Genomic DNA, 24,138 nt, shown 5'->3' with positions numbered 1-24,138 from the left:
GCTATGACCCTCCATACCGAACCTGTGGCCACTCCGGCCCCTGCCCAGCGAAACAGGCCTGGAACGAACGATCCAGGCCCCGGGCGGACTGTCCCTTTCCGCGAAAAGTGGGCCGACAAAGCGTTCAACATCACGGCCATCACCATCCTGACCCTGTCCATCATCGCGGTTGTCTACCCGCTGTACTTCATCGTCATCGCCTCCGTCAGCGACCCGAACGCCGTCTATGAAGGCAAAGTGTGGCTGGTCCCCTCCGGCGTGACGCTGGAAGGCTACCAGCGCATACTCGCCGACAGCCGGATCTGGAACGGCCTCGGCAACACCCTGGTGTACACCGTGCTGGGGACTGCCATCGGCGTGAGCACCATCCTGTGCGGCGCCTACGCCCTGTCCCGGAAAGACATGCCCGGCCGGAAGATCCTGATGCTGCTCTTTGTGGTCACCATGTTCTTCGACGGGGGCCTCATCACGAAGTACCTGGTGGTCCGCGACCTGGGCATGCTCGACACAGTGTGGGCCGTTGTCCTGCCGGGTGCGGTGGGCGTATGGAACCTCATCATCGCCCGCTCGTTTTTCGAACACACCATTCCCGGCGAACTCCGCGAAGCCGCCCAGATGGACGGCGCCAACGACTTCACCTTCTTCTTCAGGATGGTCCTGCCGCTGTCCAAGCCGCTCATCATGCTGATGATCATGGTCCACGTGGTGGCCCACTGGAACTCGTTCTTCGACGCCCTGATCTTCCTCAACGATGACACCAAGTACCCGCTGCAACTGGTTCTGCGCAACATCCTGATCCAATCGGACGTCTCCTCCACCGGCACCACCGGCGGGGACATCCAGTCCTACGCCGCCGCCCAGCGGATCGCCGAACTGACCAAATACGCCATGATCGTGGTCTCCAGCCTCCCGCTGATGATCGCCCTGCCGTTCATGCAAAAGCACTTCACCAAGGGCACCATGATCGGTGCCGTCAAGAGCTGACACCCTGCAAAACCAATGCCCGACGCCGTTGCCCCGCATCGCCGTCGTGCTCCTCCCCTCCACACAAGCAAAGGAAAACCCATGGCAACCAGCCGCAAACTCGCCGTCGCCGGCGCCCTGATGGCAGGAACGATGCTGTTCACCGCCTGCTCAGGCAACTCCAAGGGCACCACGGAGATCAAGGATTCGTCCGCGGACTTCGGCTTCCAACAGTCAGGACTTCCGATCGTCAAGGACACCCTGACCCTCAAGTTCTCCGGAACGAAAACCGCACTGGCCCCTGACTACAACACCATGTCCCTCGTGCAGCAATGGGAAAAGGACACCAATGTCCACATCGAGTGGCAGAACCTTCCCGAAACCGTGTTCAAGGAAAAGAAGAACCTCATCCTTGCCAGCGGCGACCTGCCCGACGCCTTCTTCAACAGCGGCCTGACCGACGCCGAAATCGCCACTTACTCGGCCAGCGGAACCCTCATCCCGCTGGAAGGGCTGATCGAGAAAAACGCTCCAAACCTCTCAAAGCTGCTCACGGACCGGCCCGACATCAAGGCAGCCATCACCTCCTCCGACGGGCACATCTACTCCCTCCCCTCCATCGAGGAGCTCGGCCTGGTCCAGTTCCCCAACGAAATGGCCATCAACACCGCCTGGTTGGACAAGCTGGGCATCCCGATGCCCAAAACCATCAACGAACTCCACGACGCCCTGCTGGCCTTCAAGAACCGCGACGCATCCGGGACCGGCAAGACGATCCCGCTGAGCTTCATGCCTGGCTCATGGTGTGGGGACATCGTGGACCTGATCGCCGCACTCGGCGGTGTTCCGGACAACATGGACCACAGGATCGTCCAGGACGGCAAGGTCATCTACACCGCCACCCAGGACGGTTACAAGAAAGCGCTCCAGACCCTGCACCAGTGGTACCAGGAAGGACTGATCGATCCGGAATCCTTCTCCCAGGACGACAAAGCCTACCTGGCCAAGGGCAAAGCCGGAACGGAAAACCTCGGGTCATTCGCCTGGTGGGAGATCAAGGAAATGGTAGGCGCCGACCGCGCCTCCGACTACAAGCTGCTGCCGGTCCTGGAAGGAGTGGACGGCAAGCGCCGGGCCAGCCAGTCCAACAACCAGGAGATCGCGCGCGGCGCCTTCGCCGTGACGCGGGCGGACAAGTACCCCGCCGCCACCATCCGCTGGGCGGACCACCTCTACGAACCCATCCAGTCCGCCCAGGCCAACTGGGGACCCATCGGCGAAACCCTGCAAAAGGACCCCGCCACCGGGCTGCTCACCCAGATCCCCGCACCGGCGGGCACCAGCGAAGGCGAACGCCGGCAAAAGGTCGCCCCGGGCGGTCCCAAAGCCAACACCGCTGAAAACTTCAAGAACGTCGTAGCGCCCGAACCCCGCGCCGCCGAGCGTCAGAAGACGGTCCAGGAGAACTACAAGCCCTTCGCCGCCAACGACGGCTACCCGCCGGTCCCGCTGTCCAATGAGGAAATCCAGCAGATCAGCACCATCGAGTCCGACGCCGCCACCATCGTCAAGCAGTCAACGGCCAAATGGATCGTGTCCGGCGGCATTGAGAACGAATGGGACGGCTACGTCTCACAGCTTAAGAACATCGGAGTGGACAAGATGGTCGAGGTCTACCAGCAGGCCTACGACCGGTACAAGAGCAACTCCTAAGCCCCCGGCTTTCCCTCCCGGTGCCGGGCGCGGACTCCGCGCCCGGCACCCGAGCCTGCGCCGCCCCGGCCGGCGGCATCACGAAAGAGACCCATGAACACTGTCACGTCCACCCTTGAGACCTTCCGCCCGGCCATGCACTATACGGCCAAGGACACCTGGCTCAACGACCCCAACGGCCTGGTCTTCCACGAAGGCACCTACCACCTCTACTACCAGAACAACCCGTTCGGGAACGTCCACAGCAACATGTCCTGGGGACATGCAACATCCACAGACCTGGTGAACTGGGAAGAGCAGCCGGTGGCCATCCCATGCGATAACACGGAAGAGATCTTCTCCGGAAGCATCGTGGTGGACCACGGGAACACCTCCGGTTTCAGCAACGACGGCGCCGACCCGCTGGTAGCCATTTACACCAGCGCCTACAAGCCGGCCTCAGCCCACCCCGGCATCCAGGCACAGTCCCTCGCCTGGAGTACAGACGGCGGCTACTCATGGACCAAATACGCCGGCAACCCCGTACTCACGCGTGACTCCCCCGAATTCCGTGACCCCAAGGTCTTCCGCTACGAAGGCCCCGCAGGCAGCTACTGGGTGATGGCCGCCGTAGAAGCCCACGACTACGCTGTCCTCCTCTACCGTTCCGACGACCTGAAGACCTGGGAGTACCTCAGCACCTTCGGGCCCGCGAACGGCACGGGAGGCATCTGGGAATGCCCGGATCTCTTCGAACTTCCCCTGGACGGCGACGCCGGGAACACCCGATGGGTCCTGACCGTGAACATGAACCCCGGCGGCCCCAACGGCGGGTCCGCCGGGCAATACTTCGTGGGACAGTTCGACGGCGTCACGTTCCGCTCCGAAACCACGGTCACCGAGGGCATGCAGGACGAGGGCCGCGTAGCCGACTACCAGTGGCTGGACTGGGGTCGGGACTACTACGCAGCAGTCTCCTTCAGCAACGTCCCGGACGGCCGCCGGCTGATGATCGGCTGGATGAACAACTGGCAGTACGCCAACCACATCCCCACCTCGCCCTGGCGCAGCCCCATGAGCCTCGTCCGCGACGTCACCCTCACCTCCGTCAACGGACAGCCGCGGCTGGTCCAGCAACCCGCCGCCGAATACACCACCAATTCGGTTCCCGCTTCCGCTCAGCAGCTGCAACTGGACGGGACGGTTGCGGTCGACGGCGGCACGGCCGTCCAGCAGATACAGGTCACCTTCACTCCGGGAACAGCGGAAGAATACGGCGTTGCGGTCAGGGGCGGCGAGGATGGTGCCGCTACCAGGATTGGCATCCGTCCGGTATCCGGCGAACTCCTTGTGGACCGCACCAACTCCGGCGACACTGGATTCCACGACGCCTTCCCCTCCGTCAGCACCGCACCAATCCAGCCGGGCCCCGATGGGACCTACTCCCTGCAGATCTTCATCGACCACTGCTCCGTTGAGATCTTTGCGCAGGACGGGCTCGTGACGGTGACCGAACTGATCTTCCCTGACCCCTCCGCGACCTCGCTGGCGCTCTACTCGACCGGCGGAACAGCCGCCGCTTCTCTGCAGCTGACGCCGCTCGCCTGAAACATGAACACATGCTCCAAACAACCGCACGGCCCTGACGTCCTTGTGGTCGGGGAGGCCCTGATAGACGTCGTCAACTCACCGGAAGGAGTGTCCGAACACCCGGGCGGCTCACCGGCAAACGTGGCCTACGGGCTGGGGCGCCTGGGGATCCAAACCAGCTTCCACACGTCGATTGGCCAAGATCCCCGGGGGCGCGCGATCGCCGCCCACCTGAACAGCGCCGGCGTCGAACTCCTGCCAGGTGCACACCGCGACAGCCCTACGGCCACCGCAGCCGCCACTTTGTCCGCCGATGGGTCCGCGTCCTACCAGTTCGATATCGCCTGGGACCCCTTAAGGATCGCTGCGCCCATCCTGCCGCAAATCCTGCACACGGGATCCCTCGCTTCGTTCCTGGCGCCCGGAGCCGCGGTGGTGAGGGAACTCGTTGCACAGGCTCATCGTCGGTGTCTTATCACTTACGACCCAAACATCAGGCCGGCTCTGCTGGGCTCCGTATGGGAGGCACGGTCGACGTTCGAGGATCTGGCGGCGTTTGCACACGTCATCAAACTCAGCCATGAGGACGCCGCCTGGCTTTACCCAGAATTGACGGCAGAGGAGGCTGGCAAGCGAATCCTCCGCCTCGGGCCCGGGATGGTGGTCACCACACTGGGTGCAGACGGATCACTCCTGATGACTCCTCACGGCAGGGTGCACGTACCGGCATTCCCCTCACCGGTCGTCGACACCATCGGAGCAGGGGACTCATACATGGCCGCCCTCATTTACGGGCTCCTAGCGCGCGGAACACACGGACTGACGCCCCAGGCCCAGGAAAGACTCGGCCGAACTGCTGCCGCCGCAGCTGCAATCACGGTCAGCCGAAAAGGCGCAGCTCCGCCTACCGCCGGCGAACTGTCGGCACGGCTGCAGCAGGCCAGCATCCCCAGCTGATCTGCGCGCGGCGTGTGGGCCGGGAAATCGTCCCCGCCAGCATCGTCCTCGCCCTCAGCCCCGTCATTGAACGAAACCCTCCATGTAGTGGGCGACGGCGGACGAGTTAAAAAACCTTTGACACCACCCAACTAACGCGGGTAACTTAGATCACGCAACAAGGTAACGCGAGTTACTAGCGATAAGCGTAAACCACTAGCAGCCAACGTCCAGTTCAACGAAGACTTCTGGAGCATCCAATGGCGGACACCGCCTCCCAAAGCCGGGCACGGAACTACTCAGGCATTGCTTCGCCAGGCGCTCACCCCACGCGATGAACCTGAGAGCACCCCGACTCCTGCAATTGCAGCCAGTTGATTTCGCAGTGGCCCCTTTACGCCAACACACGCCCGCTCCACAGGTCCGAGGACCTCAGCCAGCCATGAAAAGAGAAGAATGAACAGCGTTACCACCACCGTTGAGACCTACAGGCCGGCAATGCACTTCGCCGCCAAAGACACGTGGCTCAACGATCCGAACGGGCTTGTCTTCCACGAGGGCACCTACCACCTGTACTACCAGAACAACCCCTTCGGAAACGTCCACGCCAACATGTCCTGGGGCCATGCGACTTCTACTGACCTGGTCAGCTGGACGGAGCAACCGGTAGCGATTCCCTGCGATGACGTCGAGGAAATCTACTCCGGCAGCATTGTGGTGGACGCCGAAAACACCAGCGGATTCGGCGCGGACGGTAAGGCTCCCCTGGTGGCCATCTACACCAGCGCGTACAAGCCGGGCTCCCTCCACGAGGGCACGCAGGCGCAGTCCCTCGCGTGGAGCACGGACGGCGGATACTCCTGGACGAAGTACGCCGGCAACCCGGTCCTGACCCGGAACTCGCCGGAATTCCGGGACCCCAAAGTCTTCCGCTACGACGGCCCTTCGGGCAGCTATTGGGTCATGGTGGCGGTGGAAGCCCATGATTTCACCGTCCTGCTCTACCGCTCACAGGACCTCAAGATCTGGGAATATCTCAGCACCTTCGGCCCGGCCAACGCCACCGGCGGGATCTGGGAATGCCCGGACCTCTTTGAGCTGCCCCTGGACGGTGACTCCTCAGCCATGAAATGGGTCCTGACGGTGAACATGAACCCCGGCGGCCCCAACGGCGGGTCCGCAGGGCAGTATTTTGTGGGAGAGTTCGACGGCGTCACGTTCAGCTCCGAGACAACCCTCACCGAGGGGATGCAGGACCCTGAGCGCGTACCCGACTACCAGTGGCTGGACTGGGGCCGGGACTACTACGCCGCGGTCTCGTTCAGCAACGTCCCGGATGGCCGGCGGCTGATGATCGGCTGGATGAACAACTGGCAGTATGCCAACCACATCCCCACCTCGCCCTGGCGCAGCCCCATGAGCCTGGTCCGGGACGTGTCCCTCGTTTCCGTGAACGGGCAACCCCGGCTCCTGCAGCACCCCGTACCGGAAGTGAGGGCAACTTCGACACCCGGTCCCGAGCAGCGGCTGGCCCTGAGCGGCTCCGCAACTGTTGAGGGCGGCACCGCGGTACAGCTTATTGACATCACCTTTTCCCCTGGGGACGCCGAGGACTTCGGGCTTGTGGTCAGAGGGCCAGCGGACGGCACGGTCGGGACACGGATCGGGATCCACCCCGGCAGCGGCGACCTGATCGTGGACCGCACCCACTCCGGCGACACCGACTTCCACGAAGCCTTTCCCTCTACCAGCCGCGCCCCCATTGTCGCAGCCAAGGACGGCAACTACACCCTGCAGATCTTTGTCGACCACTGCTCAGTGGAGGTCTTCGCGAACGATGGGCTCGTCTCGGTGACCGAACTGATCTTCCCGGATCCAGCGCAAACTTCCCTCACTCTCTACTCCACCGGCGGCACAGCCGACGCAGTGCTCCAACTCACCAACTTCGAAAAGGATGATGCCTAATGGAATACCGCAAACTGGGAACCTCCGGCCTGTACATCAGTGAAATCGCCTACGGAAACTGGGTCACCCACGGCGAGCAGATCGACCAGGCGGCTGCGACGGAATGCGTCAAACAGGCACTGGAGTTGGGCATCACCACCTTCGACACTGCCGATGCCTATGCCGGAACCCGGGCGGAGGAAGCTTTGGGTGTGGCGCTCAAGGGAACACGCCGTGAGAGCGTGGAGATCTTTACCAAGGCCTACTTCCCCACCGGGGACGGCCGGAACGACCGCGGCCTGTCCCGCAAACACGTCATGGAGTCCATTAACTCCTCGCTGCGCCGGCTCCAGACTGACTACGTCGACCTGTACCAGGCGCACAGGTATGACTACGAGACCCCACTGGAAGAGACCATGCGGGCTTTTGCCGATATTGTCCGGGCGGGGAAAGCACACTATATAGGGGTGTCGGAGTGGACGGCGGACGAGATACGAGCCGGTGTTGCCCTTGCCAAGGACCTTGGGGTCCAGCTCATCTCCAACCAGCCGCAGTATTCCATGCTGTGGCGCGTCATCGAGCAGGAGATCGTTCCCCTGAGCGAAGAACTGGGCATTGGCCAGATCTGCTGGTCCCCGCTCGCCCAGGGAGTCCTCACCGGCAAGTACACCCCCGGCGCGGCGCCCCCACACGGCTCCCGCTTCCGAGGCGACAACGGCGAGCTGAAGAATGACCACCGCTTTCTCAACGAGGACATCCTCACCCGCGTCCAGGAACTGAAGCCCCTGGCCGAAGAGACCGGACTGTCCATGGCAGCCTTCGCGGTCGCATGGGTACTGCAAAACCCCAACGTCTCGGCAGCCATCGTGGGAGCATCCCGGCCCGAGCAGCTCGTGGACAATGTCCGGGCCGCAGGAGTCAAACTCGACCAGGAAATGCTCCTGAGGATCGATGACATCCTCGGCCCCGTCATTGAAAGAGACCCCGGGAAGGTCGAGTCCTTCAAGCAGCGCCCCTAACAGCAGCGGCTGAAGAAACGTCTTGACACCGTTTAGTAACGCGGGTAACTTAGATCACAGCCCGAAAGTAACGCGAGTTACTAAACATAGATTCACCCAATTGCTTCCGTATTAGCACGGGCAACCCCAGCTCAATGAAGACCTCTGGAGCATTCAATGGCGAAGACCACCTCCCCCGCCAAACCCGGCACTGCCCGGCAGCGTGGCGTCACCATGAATGACGTAGCCAAGCATGCCGGAGTATCCCGGACAGCTGTTTCATTCGTGCTGAACAACCGTGAAGACGCCAGCATCTCGGAGGAGACCCGAGTCCGCATCGCTGAGGCGGTTCAGGCTTTGGGCTACCGCCCAAATGCCGGGGCGAGGGCGCTGGCATCCCAGCGCAGCGATTGGTACGGGATCGTCACCGAGATCGTCACCGCCCCCTTCGCCGTGGACATCATCAAAGGTGCCCAGGACCAGGCCTGGAGTGACGGCCGGTTCCTCCTGATCGCCCCGTCGGACCAGGGTGATGCGGCCGGCCCCAACCAGGGGATGGAGGATGCTGCTGTGGAAAAGCTGCTGGAGCAGCGGGTGGAAGGCCTGCTGTACGCCGCAACACACCACCGCGGCGTCCATGTGCCCCGCAGCGCGCACGAAGTACCCACGGTGCTCGTCAACTGCTTCGACCTGGACGGGAAGCTGCCCTCAATCGTCCCTGACGAACGCGCGGGCGGACGGGTCGCCGTCGAACGCCTCCTCAGGGCCGGCCACACCAAAATCGGTGTGATCAACCTGGACCCGCGCATCCCGGCAGCTGTTGGGCGTTTGCAGGGCGTCCGGGAGGCCTTGGCCGACGCCGGCCTGGAGCTTGATCCGGAGCTGGTGACGGCCGGATATGCGACGGCAGACGGCGGCTACGACGCTGCGTGTCAGATCCTTGACCGGTACCCGGCCAAGGAAAGGCCCACCGCACTGTTTTGCCTCAATGACCGTATGGCCATGGGGGCTTACGACGCCATCAAGGAACGTGGCCTGGCCATCCCCGGTGACATCGCCGTGATCGGCTTCGACAACCAGGAACTCATCGCGGCCTACCTCAGGCCCAAGCTGACTACTGTTGCGTTGCCGTTCGAAAAGATGGGCGCTCTGGGAGTCCAGACGCTCGCCACCCTTACAGCCGGACAGCCGATCACTGCCAATCAGCAGTTGGTCGACTGTCCGCTGTTAGAACGCTCTTCGGTCTGACCGCGAAATCAACGTCGAAGAGCAAAACCCCAACCCACCCTTCACCTTGCTGATGAAGACAGGAAGAGATAACCCCATCATGACACAAACCAAGTTCCTCAAGTCCGCCCGCATTGCCGCGGCCGGACTGGCGGTAGGCGCGATGCTGCTGACCGGCTGCGCCGCCACCGGCAACAAGTCCGGCGGCACCGACGCCGCGGCCAACGCCAGCGCATTCCTCACCATTCCCCGTGAAGACATGGGAACGTTCGTGCAGAACTTCAACCCGTTCGCGCCGACCGTCAACCCCATGGTCCAGCAGTCCATTTACGAGTCCCTCCTGGTCTTCAACGCGGCCAAGGGGAATACGGTGCCGTGGCTGGCCACCGACTGGAAGGCCGCGGACGACGGAAAGTCCATCACCTTCACCCTGCGTGACGGGGTGAAGTGGTCCGACGGCCAGCCCTTCGTTGCCGACGACGTCGCGTACACCTTCGAGCTTCAGAAGAAGCTTAAGGGCGGCTACGAGTACCTCGACGGCGTCACGGCCCAAGGCAACAAGGTCACGTTCAACTTCAACAAGCCCTGGTCCCCCGCCCTGTACGACGTCGGCCAGCTCAGCATTCTGCCCAAGCACATCTGGTCCGCACTGGCCGATCCGGAAAAGGATGCCAACGCCAAACCTGTGGGCACCGGACCGTACACCGAGGTGGACAACTTCCAGGCGCAGTCCTTCGTGCTGAAGAAGAACCCCAACTACTGGCAGCCGGATAAGCAGAAGATTGCCGGCATCAAGATGCTCGCGTTCGCGGGGAACGACGGCGCCAACCTCGCCGCCGCCAACGGCGACGTGGACTGGGCGCCCCAGTACATCCCGAATATCGAAAAGACCTTCGTCTCGAAGGACAAGGACCACCGGCACTACTGGTTCCCTCCGACCGGTGCCATGATCAACTGGCAGCTCAACACCACCAAGGCGCCCTTCAACGATGTTGATGTCCGCAAGGCGCTGAGCATGGCCGTGGACCGGGACCAGGTCACCAAGATCGGCATGAGCGGCTACGCGCAGCCGGCCGACTGCACCGGCCTCTCCGGCAACTACGAGACCTGGAAGAACACCCAGGTCAAGGACAACTGCACGTGGACCAAGCACGACGTCCAGCAGGCAAACGACCTGCTGGACAAGGCGGGCTACCCCAAGGGCGCCGACGGCAAGCGCACGCTCAAGGACGGCAAACCGTTCGAGTTCAAGATTTCCGTGGGTGCTACCTCGTCCGACTGGCTCTCCGTGGCCAACGTTATCTCCCAGAACCTGGCGGAGGTCGGCGTGACCGCGAAGGTGGACTCCCCGGACTGGGCTGCCGTCGTGGCAGGGTACGAAAAGGGTGACTTCGACTCCGGCATCGTCTGGAGCGCCAACGATCCCAGCCCTTACAAGTACTTCAACACCACCATGGGCACTGCATCGGTGAAGCCGGTGGGCACTAAGGCCTCCGACAACTACCACCGTTTCGGCGACCCCAAAGCCGATGCCCTGCTGAGCGACTTCGCCGCAGCCACGGACCAGTCCAAGCAAAAAGATATTGCCAACAAGCTGCAGGAAGAATACAACGACGTCGCACCACTGGTGCCGCTGTTCTCCGGCCCGGAATGGGGTGCGTACAACGACACCCGCTTCACCGGCTGGCCCACCCAGGACAACCCGTACGCCACCCTCTCTGTCCGCGCACCCTCCACGGTTCTCGTGCTGACCAGCCTGGAACCGCGCAAGTAGTCCCCACCGCCGCCCTAACCTCGCTGCGCTTCGGCCAGGGAACCCAGGGCGGCGTGGGCCCATCCACCGCCGAGCTTGAGGTCCACCTGATCTCACGCCACCTATGCCCGACGGCCTGGCTTATGCCATCAGCCGGCCGTCGGGCGTACCCACAATCTTGACCACTCCCGAATTGGAGGGAAACCGTGCGCTTCATCCTGCGCCGACTGGGTTTCTACCTGATCGCCTTCTGGGCATCCATTACCCTGAATTTCCTGCTCCCCCGCTTCATGCCCGGGGACCCCGTATCACGCATGTTTGCCCGCTCCCAGGACAGAATGCAGCCCGAACAGCTCGAAGCCCTGCGCAAGCTGCTTGGCGTGGACGACCGGCCCATCTGGGAGCAGTACGCCGGCTACCTCCAGAACATCCTCACCGGACAGATGGGGGTATCGATTACACGCTTCCCCACCCCCGTCACCGAAGTCATCTCATCCCAAATCGGCTGGACCCTCCTGCTTGGCGGGACCGCGCTGGTGATTGCCGCCGTCGTGGGCAACCTGCTGGGCATCCTGGCAGCCTGGCGCCGCGGCAGCGCCCTCGACTCGGCTCTGCCCCCCGTGCTGGTCTTTATCGGATCGTTCCCCTACTTCTGGCTGGCAATGGGCGCCCTGTACCTGTTCGGCGTCGTGCTCGGCTGGTTCCCCATCCGCCACGCGTTCACCGACGGCCTGGAGCCGGCGTTCACTGCCGAGTTCATCGGTGACGTCGCCGCCCACCTCGTGCTACCGGCGCTGACCATCGTGCTGGTCTCCATCGGTGGCTGGATGTTGGGCATGCGGAACACCATGATTGCCACGAACTCCGAGGACTACATCACAATGGCCGAAGCCAAAGGCCTGCGCCCCGGACGGATCATGCTCCGCTACGCAGCCCGGAACGCGATGCTGCCCTCGGTGACCAGCTTCGGCATGGGCCTGGGCTTCGTCGTCGGCGGCGCCCTCCTGACCGAGGTCGTCTTCGCCTACCCCGGCGTCGGCTACCAGCTCCTCAACGCCGTCCAAGGCCTCGACTACCCGCTTATGCAGGGCCTGTTCCTGACCATCACCGCCGCCGTGCTGCTGGCGAACTTCCTGGTGGACATCCTCTACGTCCGCCTCGACCCCCGCGTGCGCAGCAACTGAGCAGTGCGTACCCAGTAACCAAGGGACCGACCATGACCAGCGTTATCCTCCAGCAGCCCACCGAAGCAAAAGCTGCCCGCAAAACCAACCGCGGTTTCATCCACGGACTCATCACCAACAAGAAGGCCATGACCGGCATGGCCATTATGCTCGTCTTCATCGTCCTGGCCCTGGCCGCGCCGGTACTGTTCCCGGACGACCCCTCCCGGATCACCGGGATGGCCTCACTGGAACCAGACACCGAACACTGGCTCGGAACCACCGCCAAGGGCCAGGACGTGCTCGCCTTGACCATCCACGGCGCCCGAAGCTCCCTGCTCGTAGGGCTTACCGTCGGGTTCGCATCCACTTTCATCGGAATCCTCGTCGGCCTGGCATCAGCCTATTTCGGCAAATTCATCGACGAAGCACTGTCGCTGCTGACTAACGTCTTCCTCCTCCTTCCCGGCCTGCCGCTGCTTGTGATCCTGGCCGCCTTCCTGCCCCCAGGCCTGGGCACGGTCATCCTGGTCCTCACCGTCACGGGATGGGCCGGATCAGCGCGCGTTGTCCGGTCACAGGCCCTGTCCATCCGTTCCAAGGACTTCGTCGCTGCCGCCGTCGTCTCCGGTGAGCGCGCCGGCCGCATCATGTTCCGCGAAATCCTGCCGAACATGGCATCGATCGTGATGGGAACGCTGCTCGCCTGCGTCATCTACGGTATCGGGGCCCAGGCGGGCCTCGAATTCCTTGGACTGGGCGACGTCAGCACCGTCTCCTGGGGCAACAACCTCTTCTGGGCCGGAAACGAAGGCGCCCTGCTCACTGGAAGCTGGTGGGTCTTCATCCCCTCCGGCCTCTGCATCGCACTGGTCGCGTTCGCCCTGGCCCTCATCAACTACGCCGTTGACGAAGTAACCAACCCCCGTCTGCGGAAGATCCGCAAACCCGCCACCACCGAAAGGGGCGCCGCACAGTGACCGTCTCCCAAACCTCCTTCGGCTCCCATGAACCGGTCCTCGACGTCAAGAACCTCACCGTCAAGTACATCGGCGACTCCCGCTCGACCACGGCCGTGAACGACGTCTCCTTCAGCATCGGCGCCGGCGAGGTGTTCGGGCTGGCCGGCGAATCCGGTTGCGGAAAATCAACCATCGCCAACTCCATCATGCGGCTGCTCAAGGACCCGGCGAAGATCGCCGCCGGCAGCATCTCCTTCGGCGGCAAGGACGTGCTCGCCATGAACCAGGACGAGCTGCGCCGTTTCCGCTGGCAGGACGTCGCCATGGTGTTCCAGTCCGCCATGAACTCGCTGAACCCCGTGCTCACCGTCGGGGAACAGATGGCAGACATCTTCACCACCCACGCCGGCTACTCGCGCAAAGAATCCCTTCGACGCGCCGCACAGCTGCTGGAACTGGTCAGAATGGACCCCGCCCGCCTCAAGTCGTACCCGCATCAACTCTCCGGCGGCATGCGGCAACGCGCCGTCATCGCCATGGCTGTGGCCCTGAAGCCGTCACTGCTGATCCTTGACGAGCCCACCACCGCACTGGACGTGGTGGTGCAACAGGAGATCATGGCCCAGATCAAGGATCTCCAGCGCGAACTTGGCTTCTCCGTCCTCTTCATCACGCACGACATGTCCTTGATGGTGGAACTCTCCCACCGGATGGCCGTCATGTACGGCGGCCGGATCGTGGAAACCGCCAAAGCGCACGACATCTACACCGCCCCCGGGCACCCCTACACCCAAGCCCTCATGGGCGCGTTCCCGCCGCTCACCGGCCCGCGGATCCCGCTTAAGGGCCTGCCCGAAGGCGTGAAGTTCCGGAACATCCCGGACCTCGCCGAAATTGCGCCCGGCCACTTCGTGGCACCGTTTGATGCCGACGCCGAAGCCGCCGTCCTTGAAGGAGCAGCACAATGAGCCACGCCGTCCACTCCCCGACACGGCCGGATGTTTCGACCCTGACGCCGGCCCTGGAGGTGCGCGGACTGGGTAAGTCCTTCCACATCGGCGGCCTGTTCTCCAGCCAGGCGGTCCGGGCGCTCCACCGCGTCGACCTGACCATCGGCCGTGGAGAAATCGTGGCACTGGTCGGCGAATCGGGCTCAGGCAAGAGCACCCTGGCCCGCTGTGTCGCCCGGCTCGAAAAACCCAGCGAAGGGGCCATCCTGGTCGACGGCGTCGACGTCCTCAAACGTGACCGTTTCCAGGCCTCACGGGAGTTCCGGTCCCAGCTGCAAATGGTCTTCCAGGACCCCTTTGGCTCACTGAACCCCGCCCACCGAATCGAGCACTTCCTCCGCCGGTCCCTCACCGTCCACGGCAAAGGCGGCACCCGCCAGCGCGGTTCCGAAGAGCAGACCAGGCGCCGTCTAGAGGAGCTCATGACCACCGTCGGGCTTCAAGCCGACATGCTCGACTCCTACCCCCATGAGCTCTCCGGCGGGCAACGTCAACGGGTCGCGATCGCGCGAGCCCTGGCCGTGGAGCCAAACGTCATCCTCGCCGACGAGCCGACTTCCATGCTGGACGTTTCGGTCCGCATCGGCGTGCTGAACCTGATGCGGAAACTGCGCGATGAGCAGGGCATTTCCATGCTCTACATCACCCACGACCTCGCCTCCGCCCGGTACCTGGCGGACCGGACGGCAGTCATGTTCGCCGGCGAAATCGTGGAAGAAGGTGAATCACTGGACCTGCTCGCCAACCCGGCCCACCCCTACACCCAATTGCTCGTCTCAGCCGTCCCCGACCCGGCGCGGGCGGGATCCTACGACCCCATCCACCGCGGCCAGCTCCGGCAAGCCGTCATGGCTTCCGCCAGCTGCGCCTTTGAGAACGACCCGGAGCAGCGCTGCTCATCCGGGGAACCCGTCCGGCACCAGGTGGGCGACCCCCTCAACCGCCACTGGGTCCGCTGCCACCTCTACCGCCCGCGCGCCGGTGCCGGCGGCCATGCATTGGCGACAGAACCGGAGCCTGGAGACTGACGTTCCCGTTCCCACGTCCAAAACATCAACATTCACGCACTGGCAGCACCGACGCTGCCCACCGAAAGGTAACTGATGGAAGATTCACCCGCCGTATCCCGGCGTGCCCTCCTGACCGGAAGCGGGGCCGTTGCCCTCACCGGATCGCTCGCACTCTCAACACCATTCGCCCAGTCAGCGGCAGCGGCACCCCCGAACGCCCCCGACAACGCACCGGCCAAGCCGCCCTACAAAGGACCAACCCGTATGCGCCCGACTTATCACTTCAGCGTCCCCGACAACTGGAAGAACGACCCCCAGCGGCCCATCTACATTGACGGCGAATACCACTACTACTACCTCTACAACGCCGATTACCTCCAGGGCGGCGGCGGCACATCGTGGCGCCGTGCCACCACCACCGACCACGTCTCGTTCCGCGACCGTGGCGTTGCCATCCCTAAGTTCAGCAACGATAACGGCGACTGCTGGTCAGGCTGTCTTGTCATCGACGAACGGAACACTGCCGGCTACGGTGAAAACGCCGTCATAGCCCTCGTGACCCAGGCACCCCAGGGCCGCCAGGCGCAATACCTCTGGTACTCAACAGACCGTGGGCGTTCGTTCAAACCTGGTGGGACGGCGCCGGTACTTCCAAACCCAGGCGTGCAGGACTTCCGCGACCCGAAAGTCATCTGGGACGCCGACCGCGGGCAGTGGTTCATGGTCAACGCCGAAGGGCAGAAGCTCGGCTTCTACACATCTGCCAACCTGCGTTCCTGGCGGCGGGTCGGCGAATTCGTCCGGACGGACCTGGGGTTGCTGGAGTGCCCGGACCTTTTCCGCATGACCGCCGACGACGGTACTTCGCACTGGATCCTGGGCACCAGCGCCAACGGCAAGGGCCGTGGACTGCCAGCAACATACGCCTACTGGACAGGAGCCTTCAACGGAATCACGTTTACTCCCGACCATGCCGAGCCGGAATGGCTGGACTACGGCTATGACTTCTACGGTGCAGTGACCTACCCCCATCACGACTCCTCCGGCGCGGAGGATGCCACCCTGCGCAGGGCGCTTGGCTGGGCGAACTTCTGGGACTACCCCCACAACACTCCCACCCTGGCGACCGACGCGTACAACGGTGATGACATGATCGTGCGCGACATCCGGCTCAAGAAGGCAGGCGGAAGCTACCACCTCGCCTCAACCCCCACCACCGGCCTGGCCAACCACATCAAACGCACCCACCACCTCGGGGACGTCAAGGTCACGGGAACCCAAGACCTCGATATCAGTTCACTGGCCTATGACCTGACCTGTGAGCTCGTATGGGACCCGGCGGCCCCTCCGTCCAACATCGGCCTTGAGCTCTGCCGTGCATCCGGTGGGGGCCGGCACGTCGCGGCCGGTGCATTCCTCCGCGGCCCGTTCGCCTACGTCAACAGGCGACCCACCATCAACCCCACTGGCGGGGAAAGCCAGACACCTATCGATCCCTCGGCAGGGCGCCTCACACTCCGCCTCCTGGTGGACCGGACCAGCGTCGAAATGTTCGTCGGAGACGGACGGGTGGTGCACTCACACCGCGTTTTTCCCCTGGAAGGTGACAACAACATCCGGCTCTACGCCAACGATGGAACGGCCACCTTCAGTGACCTGACGATCAACGAGATCAACGCGACGACCTAGCCGCTCCCCCATCAACACTGTCCGAGAGACAAACATGGATTACCTCAAAGCAGCCTGCCCAGACTCCCAAAAGCCTTTTGACGCCGTCGTTGTCGGTGAAGCGTTGATCGATGTGGTCACCACCCCGAACAGCCAGGTTGAGCATCCTGGCGGATCGCCTGCCAATGTCGCCTATGGCCTCGGTCTCCTGGGGGTCACCACGGGCTTGCTCACGGCCATTGCACCCGATGAGCGGGGAAGAACTATAGAGATCCACCTCCACCGGGCAGGGGCGACACTTCTGCCAGGATCAAAATCCCTCACCCGCACCGCAACAGCGACCGCAACCCTCGGACCGGACGGATCCGCCGCATACGACTTCGACATCCGCTGGCAGCTGCCAAGAGCAACGCCTGCCTGTTTCCCCCAAATCCTGCACACCGGTTCCATCGCCACCTTCCTCAACCCCGGCGCCGGTGCCGTCAAAACCCTGCTCGAACAAGCCCACAAGCATTGCACCATCACCTACGACCCGAACATCAGGCCATCCCTGCTTGGCAGCCACGCCGAAGCGAAGGCAACCTTCGAAGCAATCGGCGCACTGACCGACGTCGTTAAACTCAGCGACGAGGACGCCCAGTGGCTCTACCCCGCGAAAACACTGGAAGAAACCGCTGAGCACATCCTCCGCCTCGGCGCCGGGCTGGCGGTGATAACCAAAGGTGCTGCCGGCTCCCAATTCACCTCGCCGTCCGCGAGCATCACCATTCCCGCCGTCAAAGCGACGGTGGCGGACACCATCGGCGCCGGCGACTCCTACATGGCCGCACTGATCCTGGGCCTGCTCACCCGCGGCACCGAGGGCTTTGCCCCCGCCGTCATGGAGCAGCTGGGACGCACCGCAGCCGCAGCAGCGGCCATCACCGTGCAGCGCGCCGGGGCTAACCCGCCCACCCTTGACGAACTCACAGCTGCTGTCGAAGCACACGCCTCCGTACCACGGGCTTTCGCATGCGACCAGGCATAAACAAAACGACCCTGCGGGCAACAAAAGTAAAGGACGCCGTTTACCCTGTTAGGAGGAGCCAACAATGACGTCTGAAAAGACACCGGGGCACCAAGCCCCTGCGCATTCGCTGCCGTCCAGCAGCAGGTTTGCGCAACTCACCCGGCGTTCCATGCTGGGCCTGGGCGGGCTCGCCGTGGCGGGGGCCACTGTGGGGGCCTGGCCCCGACTTACCGGCGCTGACATTCCGGGCCGCGGCAGCAAGGCCCTGAACATCGCCATTCTGGGAACGGCAGCGGATGCGGCGGGACGCCAGGGCCTGATCCAGGCTTTCACCGCCGCCCATCCCGACATCCCAGTGCGGCTGCAGGCGATTCAGGGTGCGGACTGGAAGGACTTCTTTTCCAAGATCCTGACCATGGTGGCCGCGGGCACGCCCCCGGATGTGGTCTATGTCGCCACCGAAGGCGCCCAGTTGTTCGCCGACAAGCTGGCCGAGCCTCTGGATGGATATGTCCGCCGGGACGCCGCGGCGATGAGCGACTACTTTAACGACGTTCATCCGAGCCTGCTGGAAGCCTTCATGTACCAGGGAAGCCTGTACCAGCTTCCCCTGGACTGGAACGCGGCGAACATGTACCTGAATACCACCACCTTCGCGCAGGCCGGCGTTGACCGGCCGAGGGACGACTGGACCAAGGACGACTTCAGCGCCACACTGCGAGCCCTGCGCAAGGCCCGGCCGGCTGACTTCACCCCGTACTACTGGACCAACCGGCTTTTCGGCGGGGTTGTCCCGTGGCTTTACGCCAATGACACCAGCTTCCTGTCCGAAACAAAGGCTCCCGGCGGGGACTGGCTTTGGGACCGCTTCTACCCGAGCGATCCTGCCCGTGGGACCCGCGGCGGCGGGTACCAGTGGCTGGCCCCCAACGCCGAGGACGGGCGGGTGGTCGAGACCTTCGACTATCTGCGTGAACTGGTAGCCGAAGGGCTTGGCGTGCGGCCCGAATCCGGGGGCGGCAACGCCCTGGTGGGCCTGTTCGGCAACAACCGCATCGGCACGACGCCGGCCGGTGGCTATTGGGCGCAGGGCCTGCACGAGGCCGGGATGACCGCCGATCAGTTCGACGTGCAGTTCTTCCCGCGCTGGCGGACCCAGCGGCACCAGTTCGGTGCTGCCGGCTACGCGATCATGCGCACTGCGAAAGACAAGGACGCGGCCTGGGAATGGGTGAAGTTCTGCTCCAGCCGCGAAGCGATGAAGCTGGCTATTCCCAAACCGAACACCACCCCCACACGCCGTTCGATGGTCAACGAGTCCTTGTACGCCGCCACCGGGCCGCGGCACTGGAAAGTCTTCTACGACACCTTGGACAGGTTCCCCACCTCCGGTCCGATCCCCGCCCCGCCGCAGCAGGCGGCCGTCGAAACTGCCCTGATGAAGAACGTCTCCACCGCGGTCAGCGGCAGCTCCGCCGATGTACGGACAGCGATGGGCAACCTTCAACGTGACCTCGAACTGGCCCTGAGGAGGAATTTATGACCACCACGTCCACCGTCCCGCGGCCAACAGTGAAGCCACCGGCCGTGCGCCGGTCCTTTGTCGAGCGGCGGCTTGCAAGGATTTTCCTTGCTCCTACGGTGATCGGGATGGCCCTTTTCACCTTTTTGCCGATCATTGCTTCGCTGGTCCTGGCTTTCTTCCGCTGGGACATCATTTCGGCACCACAGTTCGTCGGGTTCGCCAATTTCGCCTCGCTGGCACAGGACCCCACCGTCCGCGTGTCCTTCCTGAACACCATCGGGTTTGTGATTGTGGCGGTAGTCCTTCAACTCGGCATCGCCCTTGGCCTGGCCTCCATGCTTCAGGCCAGGATGCCGTCCTGGCTGAGGGTATTCCTCCGTTCCACCTTCTTCTTTCCTCTGGTCCTTTCCGCCGCGTCGGTGTCCATCTTCATGCGGTACATGTTCAACGAACAATTCGGCGTGGTGAATTGGCTCCTGTCGCTCGTCGGGATCCCCGCTGTGCCGTGGCTGACAAGCCCTGCGGCGTCCGCCGCCGTCGTCGTCCTGGTCTACGTGTGGCAGAACTTCGGGTTCTCCTTCCTGCTCTTCCTCGGCGCCCTGACCAATATCCCGAAAGAACTGCATGAAGCAGCGAACCTGGATGGTGCCACGGGCTGGAAACAGTTCAGCAATGTGACCCTTCCGCTGATCAGCCCGACGGTGCTCGTGGCGTCCGTCATGGCCATCATCAGCGCCCTGCAGGTCTTCGACCAGCCCTATGTCCTGACCAACGGCGGCCCCGGCGACTCCACCCGGACCGCCGTCATGGTCATCTTCGAATCCGCCTTCCAGCAACTGGAGTTCGGCAAAGCCTCCGCCGTCGGCCTGGTACTCACCGTGCTGATCCTTGCCGTCACCGCCCTGCAGTTCCGCCTTAGCCGCCGCTTCGTCTTCTACCAGTGAGGTCCGCCATGTCCAGCCAGACCCTGCACACCGGGACCGGCTTGCCTTCCGGTTCCACCGCCGAACCGCCCGCCACCCGTACGCCCCGCCGCTTGCCATCAGCCGGCACTGCCGGCAGATACGCAGCCTTGGCCGTGGCAGCGGCGCTGACCCTCGGCCCTGTCCTGTGGACCTTGTCCACCTCGCTGCGCACGCCGTCGGAATCGTTCAACCTGCCGCCCTCCTTCCTGCCCATCAACCCTGACTTCACGGCCTACCAGGAAGTGTTCAAGCAGATCAACGTCGGCCTCCTGGTCCTGAACAGCGCCCTGGTGACCGGCCTGATCGCACTTGGCCAGATGGCGTCGGCCACCCTGGCCGGCTACGCCTTCGCCCGCCTGGACTTCCGCGGTAAGAACGCCATCTTCTCGCTGGTGCTGGCCACCATGATGGTCCCGGTGCAGGTCACCATCGTCCCGGTGTTCATGCTGATCCGTGGAATGGGCCTGTCCGACACCCTGCTGGCCCTGATCCTTCCGGCCATTCCCACAGCATTCGGCACCTTCCTGATGCGCCAGTACTTCCTTGGCCTGCCGAACGACTTCGCCGAAGCAGCAGCCCTGGACGGCGCCGGGCCGTGGCGGATCTTCCGTTCGGTCTACGTCCCCCTGGCGGTCCCCGGCATGGCGATCGTCGGGATCCTCGCCTTCAACTTCCATTGGAACGAGTTCTTCCGGCCACTGATCCTCACCATCAGCGAACAGAATTTCACCCTTCCCCTCGGCCTGGTCACGCTCCAGGGCAATCTCGGCACCGGCAGCATCTCGGTGGTCCTCGCCGGCGTAATCCTGTCCATGCTGCCGGCTCTGGTCGTCTTCATCTTCGGCCAACGAACCCTGCGAGAAGGCCTCACCGCAGGCGCCAGCAAGTAGCGGTGCTTTAGGAAAGAAACACGTCCACGCAGTGGGGTGCATCATCTCGGGACACCGCAGGCGGACCAGAGCGACGACACTCAAACTATCTGAACACGTTAAAGCAAAAACCCCTCTGACGAGGGGATCTGCTGTGCCCGAGGTGGGACTCGAACTACATTCTCGCCCTTGCAAACACTGGGAGCCCGCGAAAACATCGGAAATACGGGCGCATTTGGAGGCAGTACGGGATAGTCCGGGACCAGGAGTGTGGACAAAGTCCACACTCCTTTTCCAATTAACTCGTGAAAGACGGGCTGTAGTGGTTAGTCAGGGAATCGCTTGCATCGCCGGGGTGGGTCCGTCGGTGCCAGTGGTGCAGATACTGACCCGGGGGTCGAAGGCGATGGCGCCGGGCTCGACTGCGATCAGTCCCCCATCCACCGGGATCGTGGCGGCGTTGACGTACGAGGCCTGATCGGAAAGCAGCCAGGCAATGACATCGGCGACCTCGGAGGATGCGGCCGGGCGCCGGCTTGGGACGAACGCTGTGGCGAGGCTATAGGCTTCCTCGCGATCGATGCCGCTGTGTTCAGCGAATTCGCCCATCTCCATGTCGGCCATCTCTGTCCGGGTCCAGCCAGGGCATACTGCGTTGGCGCGCACCCCGCGCGGTCCGTAGTCGACGGCCACGGACTGCATCAACATGGCAAGGCCGGCCTTCGTGGCATCGTAACCGGCGATTCCAGCGGTAGCCCGAAGTGCGGCCGCCGAGGCCACCCCTACGATCGAGCCGTTGGCTTTGATCAGGTGCGGCAAGGCGGCACGGACTAGTAGGAAGGGCCCGGTGAGGTTGGTGCTGACCATGGCGTTCCAGTCTTCATCGGACAGCTCGCCGGCACTGCCGGCACGGACAATTCCGGCATTCAGTACCAGGCCGTTGATGGTGCCGAATTGATCCACGGTGTCCTCGACCAGCCGTTCCATATCGGAAACCGAAGCGACGTCTGCGACAATAGCGTGGGCGCCGGTTGTTTCAGCGACCTTCGCGATAGCTTCCCGCCGGCGTCCACAGATGACAACTTCCCACCCTTGGCCCCGGAGTGCTGCGGCGGTGGCGGCTCCGATTCCGGTTCCTCCGCCCGTAATAACTGCAACTGGTGTGGGGGTCATTTGGATCTCCCGGTTCTGTTTCGGAGTGTGTGCTGTTGCCGTCTCATGAAGGACTAACCCTTCGACTTAAACAAGGGTGCGGCGTACCTTTGCGCGTCATTCTGGTGGCTTCAATGCCGAAATGCTTTCCCCATCGACGATGGCGGATACCTTGCTGCCGCCAGAGGGGCGGCAGCAAGGTATCCGCGTCAGATTACTTCTTTGGCGTAGTCGATGTCGCGTCTGCTCCTGCCGAAAACCAGGCCGCCAAGCATCGCGGCGGGAATGAGGACGAGCAGCCATTTCGCGGCAGCGTTGTCAGGCCCAATGAGGGAGTCGTAGTTCTCGACCGTCACGTAGCCGATGTAGGAGAGGATCAGGGTGGAGAGAGTGGGTGCGATCTTGGTCGCCCAGATACTGGTGTTGTCTTTGGTCCGGAAGAAGAACACGACGATGGATACGGACGCCACGATGAGGATGGTGATGAAGGCTGCCGTTGCCAAGGCGCTGAACCAGGCGAACACGACGGTCAGCGGATCTGCGCCGAAGACCAGGAAGGCAACCACGACGATGCCGACGGCCACGCCGTTGGCCAGGGCTGCGGTGGCGGGACTCCCATCCTTGGAAACGGTGGCCAGCCTGGCCGGCAGGACTCCGGCACGGCTGAGGGCGAAAAGGTAGCGGGCGAACATGTTCATCAGGCCCAGCAGCATGGCGAGGTAACTGGTCACGACGAGAACCTGCATGGCCATGCTCAAGACGCTCCCTCCACTTTCGGAGGCGAGGTTGAAGATGAATCCCGCAGGGTCATCCGTTGCCGCCTGTTGGATGTTGTCCACCCCGATGGCCCCTCCGATAACCCAGATGGAGAGCGTGTAAAAAATTCCGACAAAGGCAATCACGGCGTAGAGGGCCCGCGGGATCGTCTTGCGGGGGTTGATTGCTTCTTCAGAGAAAACCACGGTTGCTTCGAAGCTGGTGAAGCACAGGAAGGCGAACAGCAATGCAATGCCCAGGCCCGGGCTGAAGAGGTTTTCTGGCGTGAAGCCAGAGAATGTGAAGACTCCTGGCCCCTTGCTGGCAACGAGCACGATAACGAGGGCAGCCACTACGAGCGTTTCACCAATGATGAGGACGGCCAAGAGTCGGATGCTCGTGTCGACGCCCCGCATAGTGAGTGCCGTGGAGATCAGAAGCAACGCGACAATCCAGACGAGCGGGGGCACGGAGAGTCCCGTGATGCTCTCCAGCAACTGCCCGGCGAAGACGCCGAACTGCGACCAGAGCCCGACCTGCAAGCTGAGGTACATCAGCAGCGCCAGACCAGCTCCTGCCGTGGCCCAGGGTGTACCTAGGCCTTTGGCGATGTAGGCGACGAAGCCGCCGGCGTTGGTGACATACCTGCTCATGCGCAGGTATCCGACGGCGAAGAGTGCGATGAGCAGGGCAGCGATCGCGTAGATCAAGGGGGCTGCCGGTCCAACCGCAGCAAAGACCACGGGACCGGTGCCCACGACGGCTGCCATGGGGGCCGCCGCTGCGATGACGAAAAAGGCGATGGCGAAGACGCCGAGTTTATTTGAGCGGAGATGGCCTGCTTGCGGTGGGACAGGTGTGCTGGACGGCGTCGTTGCCGGCAACTCGCTGACATTATCAATCATGGGTTTTCTCTTTCGGGCAGATAATGGCCGTAGCCGTGGTC

19 protein-coding genes are annotated in these 24,138 nt (G+C 63.3%); 17 read left to right on the top strand and 2 right to left on the bottom strand.

The window, feature by feature from the left end:
- Window positions 1-3 precede the first annotated feature (3 nt).
- From FB478_RS01365 to FB478_RS01285, 17 genes are all read left to right on the top strand, one after another.
- A complete protein-coding gene (locus tag FB478_RS01365) occupies window positions 4-984 on the top strand; it encodes a carbohydrate ABC transporter permease (protein WP_144599669.1) in 981 nt (326 codons plus the stop codon).
- 81 nt (window positions 985-1,065) lie between these two features.
- On the top strand, window positions 1,066-2,676 hold the full coding sequence (locus FB478_RS01360; RefSeq protein WP_056390079.1) for an ABC transporter substrate-binding protein: 1,611 nt from the start codon (window positions 1,066-1,068) through the stop codon (window positions 2,674-2,676).
- A gap of 93 nt (window positions 2,677-2,769) precedes the next feature.
- Window positions 2,770-4,263 carry a glycoside hydrolase family 32 protein gene (locus tag FB478_RS01355; RefSeq protein WP_056390077.1) on the top strand — a complete coding sequence of 498 codons (1,494 nt, stop codon included), beginning with the start codon at window positions 2,770-2,772 and terminating at the stop codon, window positions 4,261-4,263.
- A gap of 3 nt (window positions 4,264-4,266) precedes the next feature.
- Entirely contained in the window at window positions 4,267-5,202 is a 936-nt protein-coding gene (locus tag FB478_RS01350) for a carbohydrate kinase (RefSeq protein WP_056390069.1), read from the top strand.
- 435 nt (window positions 5,203-5,637) lie between these two features.
- On the top strand, window positions 5,638-7,146 hold the full coding sequence (locus tag FB478_RS01345; RefSeq protein ID WP_056390066.1) for a glycoside hydrolase family 32 protein: 1,509 nt from the start codon (window positions 5,638-5,640) through the stop codon (window positions 7,144-7,146).
- The gene (locus tag FB478_RS01340) at window positions 7,146-8,144 is read left to right on the top strand and encodes an aldo/keto reductase family protein (RefSeq protein ID WP_056390064.1); all 999 of its coding nucleotides are present in this window, start codon (window positions 7,146-7,148) and stop codon (window positions 8,142-8,144) included. The genes FB478_RS01345 and FB478_RS01340 overlap by 1 nt, the downstream gene beginning before the upstream one ends.
- A gap of 156 nt (window positions 8,145-8,300) precedes the next feature.
- Window positions 8,301-9,371, top strand: coding sequence for a LacI family DNA-binding transcriptional regulator (locus FB478_RS01335; protein ID WP_056390062.1), 1,071 nt, complete (start codon window positions 8,301-8,303; stop codon window positions 9,369-9,371).
- Between the two features lie 79 nt (window positions 9,372-9,450).
- Window positions 9,451-11,124 (top strand): ABC transporter substrate-binding protein, encoded by a 1,674-nt coding sequence (locus tag FB478_RS01330; RefSeq protein ID WP_056390060.1) that lies wholly within the window; start codon window positions 9,451-9,453, stop codon window positions 11,122-11,124.
- A gap of 185 nt (window positions 11,125-11,309) precedes the next feature.
- Entirely contained in the window at window positions 11,310-12,287 is a 978-nt protein-coding gene (locus FB478_RS01325) for an ABC transporter permease (RefSeq protein WP_056390057.1), read from the top strand.
- Window positions 12,288-12,319: 32 nt separating this feature from the next.
- Window positions 12,320-13,246 carry an ABC transporter permease gene (locus tag FB478_RS01320; protein WP_056390056.1) on the top strand — a complete coding sequence of 309 codons (927 nt, stop codon included), beginning with the start codon at window positions 12,320-12,322 and terminating at the stop codon, window positions 13,244-13,246.
- Window positions 13,243-14,196 carry an ABC transporter ATP-binding protein gene (locus FB478_RS01315; RefSeq protein ID WP_056390055.1) on the top strand — a complete coding sequence of 318 codons (954 nt, stop codon included), beginning with the start codon at window positions 13,243-13,245 and terminating at the stop codon, window positions 14,194-14,196. The genes FB478_RS01320 and FB478_RS01315 overlap by 4 nt, the downstream gene beginning before the upstream one ends.
- Entirely contained in the window at window positions 14,193-15,266 is a 1,074-nt protein-coding gene (locus tag FB478_RS01310) for an ABC transporter ATP-binding protein (protein ID WP_056390054.1), read from the top strand. Before FB478_RS01315 ends, FB478_RS01310 begins: the two co-directional genes overlap by 4 nt.
- 75 nt (window positions 15,267-15,341) lie before the next feature.
- The gene (locus FB478_RS01305) at window positions 15,342-16,937 is read left to right on the top strand and encodes a glycoside hydrolase family 32 protein (RefSeq protein WP_235509765.1); all 1,596 of its coding nucleotides are present in this window, start codon (window positions 15,342-15,344) and stop codon (window positions 16,935-16,937) included.
- Window positions 16,938-16,971: 34 nt separating this feature from the next.
- Window positions 16,972-17,943 (top strand): PfkB family carbohydrate kinase, encoded by a 972-nt coding sequence (locus tag FB478_RS01300; RefSeq protein ID WP_144599668.1) that lies wholly within the window; start codon window positions 16,972-16,974, stop codon window positions 17,941-17,943.
- Window positions 17,944-18,007: 64 nt separating this feature from the next.
- Window positions 18,008-19,468, top strand: a complete 1,461-nt coding sequence (locus FB478_RS01295) for an extracellular solute-binding protein (RefSeq protein ID WP_056390051.1) — start codon at window positions 18,008-18,010, stop codon at window positions 19,466-19,468.
- Window positions 19,465-20,394: a carbohydrate ABC transporter permease gene (locus FB478_RS01290; RefSeq protein ID WP_056390049.1), complete on the top strand. Its 930-nt coding sequence runs from the start codon at window positions 19,465-19,467 to the stop codon at window positions 20,392-20,394. The genes FB478_RS01295 and FB478_RS01290 overlap by 4 nt, the downstream gene beginning before the upstream one ends.
- A gap of 8 nt (window positions 20,395-20,402) precedes the next feature.
- On the top strand, window positions 20,403-21,305 hold the full coding sequence (locus FB478_RS01285; RefSeq protein ID WP_056390047.1) for a carbohydrate ABC transporter permease: 903 nt from the start codon (window positions 20,403-20,405) through the stop codon (window positions 21,303-21,305).
- 309 nt (window positions 21,306-21,614) lie between these two features.
- Here FB478_RS01285 and FB478_RS01280 read toward each other — a convergent pair whose 3' ends face one another.
- Both FB478_RS01280 and FB478_RS01275 read right to left on the bottom strand, forming a co-directional pair.
- Window positions 21,615-22,457: an SDR family NAD(P)-dependent oxidoreductase gene (locus FB478_RS01280; RefSeq protein ID WP_051081424.1), complete on the bottom strand. Its 843-nt coding sequence runs from the start codon at window positions 22,455-22,457 to the stop codon at window positions 21,615-21,617.
- A 188-nt stretch (window positions 22,458-22,645) separates the two neighbouring features.
- On the bottom strand, window positions 22,646-24,097 hold the full coding sequence (locus tag FB478_RS01275; RefSeq protein ID WP_018771069.1) for an APC family permease: 1,452 nt from the start codon (window positions 24,095-24,097) through the stop codon (window positions 22,646-22,648).
- Between the last annotated feature and the right edge of the window lie 41 nt (window positions 24,098-24,138).

The sequence above is a fragment of the Arthrobacter sp. AG367 genome (assembly GCF_007828995.1).
Taxonomy (GTDB): domain Bacteria; phylum Actinomycetota; class Actinomycetes; order Actinomycetales; family Micrococcaceae; genus Arthrobacter.
Note: the sequence above shows the minus strand (reverse complement) of the source record. Positions and strands in the feature narration are given on the sequence as shown.

Coding starts and splice junctions, on each gene's coding strand:
- FB478_RS01295 (WP_056390051.1), top strand. CDS start 18,008: ATGACGTCTGAAAAGACACCGGGGCACCAAGCCCCTGCGCATTCGCTG.
- FB478_RS01285 (WP_056390047.1), top strand. CDS start 20,403: ATGTCCAGCCAGACCCTGCACACCGGGACCGGCTTGCCTTCCGGTTCC.
- FB478_RS01350 (WP_056390069.1), top strand. CDS start 4,267: ATGAACACATGCTCCAAACAACCGCACGGCCCTGACGTCCTTGTGGTC.
- FB478_RS01360 (WP_056390079.1), top strand. CDS start 1,066: ATGGCAACCAGCCGCAAACTCGCCGTCGCCGGCGCCCTGATGGCAGGA.
- FB478_RS01340 (WP_056390064.1), top strand. CDS start 7,146: ATGGAATACCGCAAACTGGGAACCTCCGGCCTGTACATCAGTGAAATC.
- FB478_RS01300 (WP_144599668.1), top strand. CDS start 16,972: ATGGATTACCTCAAAGCAGCCTGCCCAGACTCCCAAAAGCCTTTTGAC.
- FB478_RS01290 (WP_056390049.1), top strand. CDS start 19,465: ATGACCACCACGTCCACCGTCCCGCGGCCAACAGTGAAGCCACCGGCC.
- FB478_RS01305 (WP_235509765.1), top strand. CDS start 15,342: ATGGAAGATTCACCCGCCGTATCCCGGCGTGCCCTCCTGACCGGAAGC.
- FB478_RS01365 (WP_144599669.1), top strand. CDS start 4: ATGACCCTCCATACCGAACCTGTGGCCACTCCGGCCCCTGCCCAGCGA.
- FB478_RS01345 (WP_056390066.1), top strand. CDS start 5,638: ATGAACAGCGTTACCACCACCGTTGAGACCTACAGGCCGGCAATGCAC.
- FB478_RS01275 (WP_018771069.1), bottom strand. CDS start 24,097: ATGATTGATAATGTCAGCGAGTTGCCGGCAACGACGCCGTCCAGCACA.
- FB478_RS01310 (WP_056390054.1), top strand. CDS start 14,193: ATGAGCCACGCCGTCCACTCCCCGACACGGCCGGATGTTTCGACCCTG.
- FB478_RS01330 (WP_056390060.1), top strand. CDS start 9,451: ATGACACAAACCAAGTTCCTCAAGTCCGCCCGCATTGCCGCGGCCGGA.
- FB478_RS01355 (WP_056390077.1), top strand. CDS start 2,770: ATGAACACTGTCACGTCCACCCTTGAGACCTTCCGCCCGGCCATGCAC.
- FB478_RS01335 (WP_056390062.1), top strand. CDS start 8,301: ATGGCGAAGACCACCTCCCCCGCCAAACCCGGCACTGCCCGGCAGCGT.
- FB478_RS01280 (WP_051081424.1), bottom strand. CDS start 22,457: ATGACCCCCACACCAGTTGCAGTTATTACGGGCGGAGGAACCGGAATC.
- FB478_RS01320 (WP_056390056.1), top strand. CDS start 12,320: ATGACCAGCGTTATCCTCCAGCAGCCCACCGAAGCAAAAGCTGCCCGC.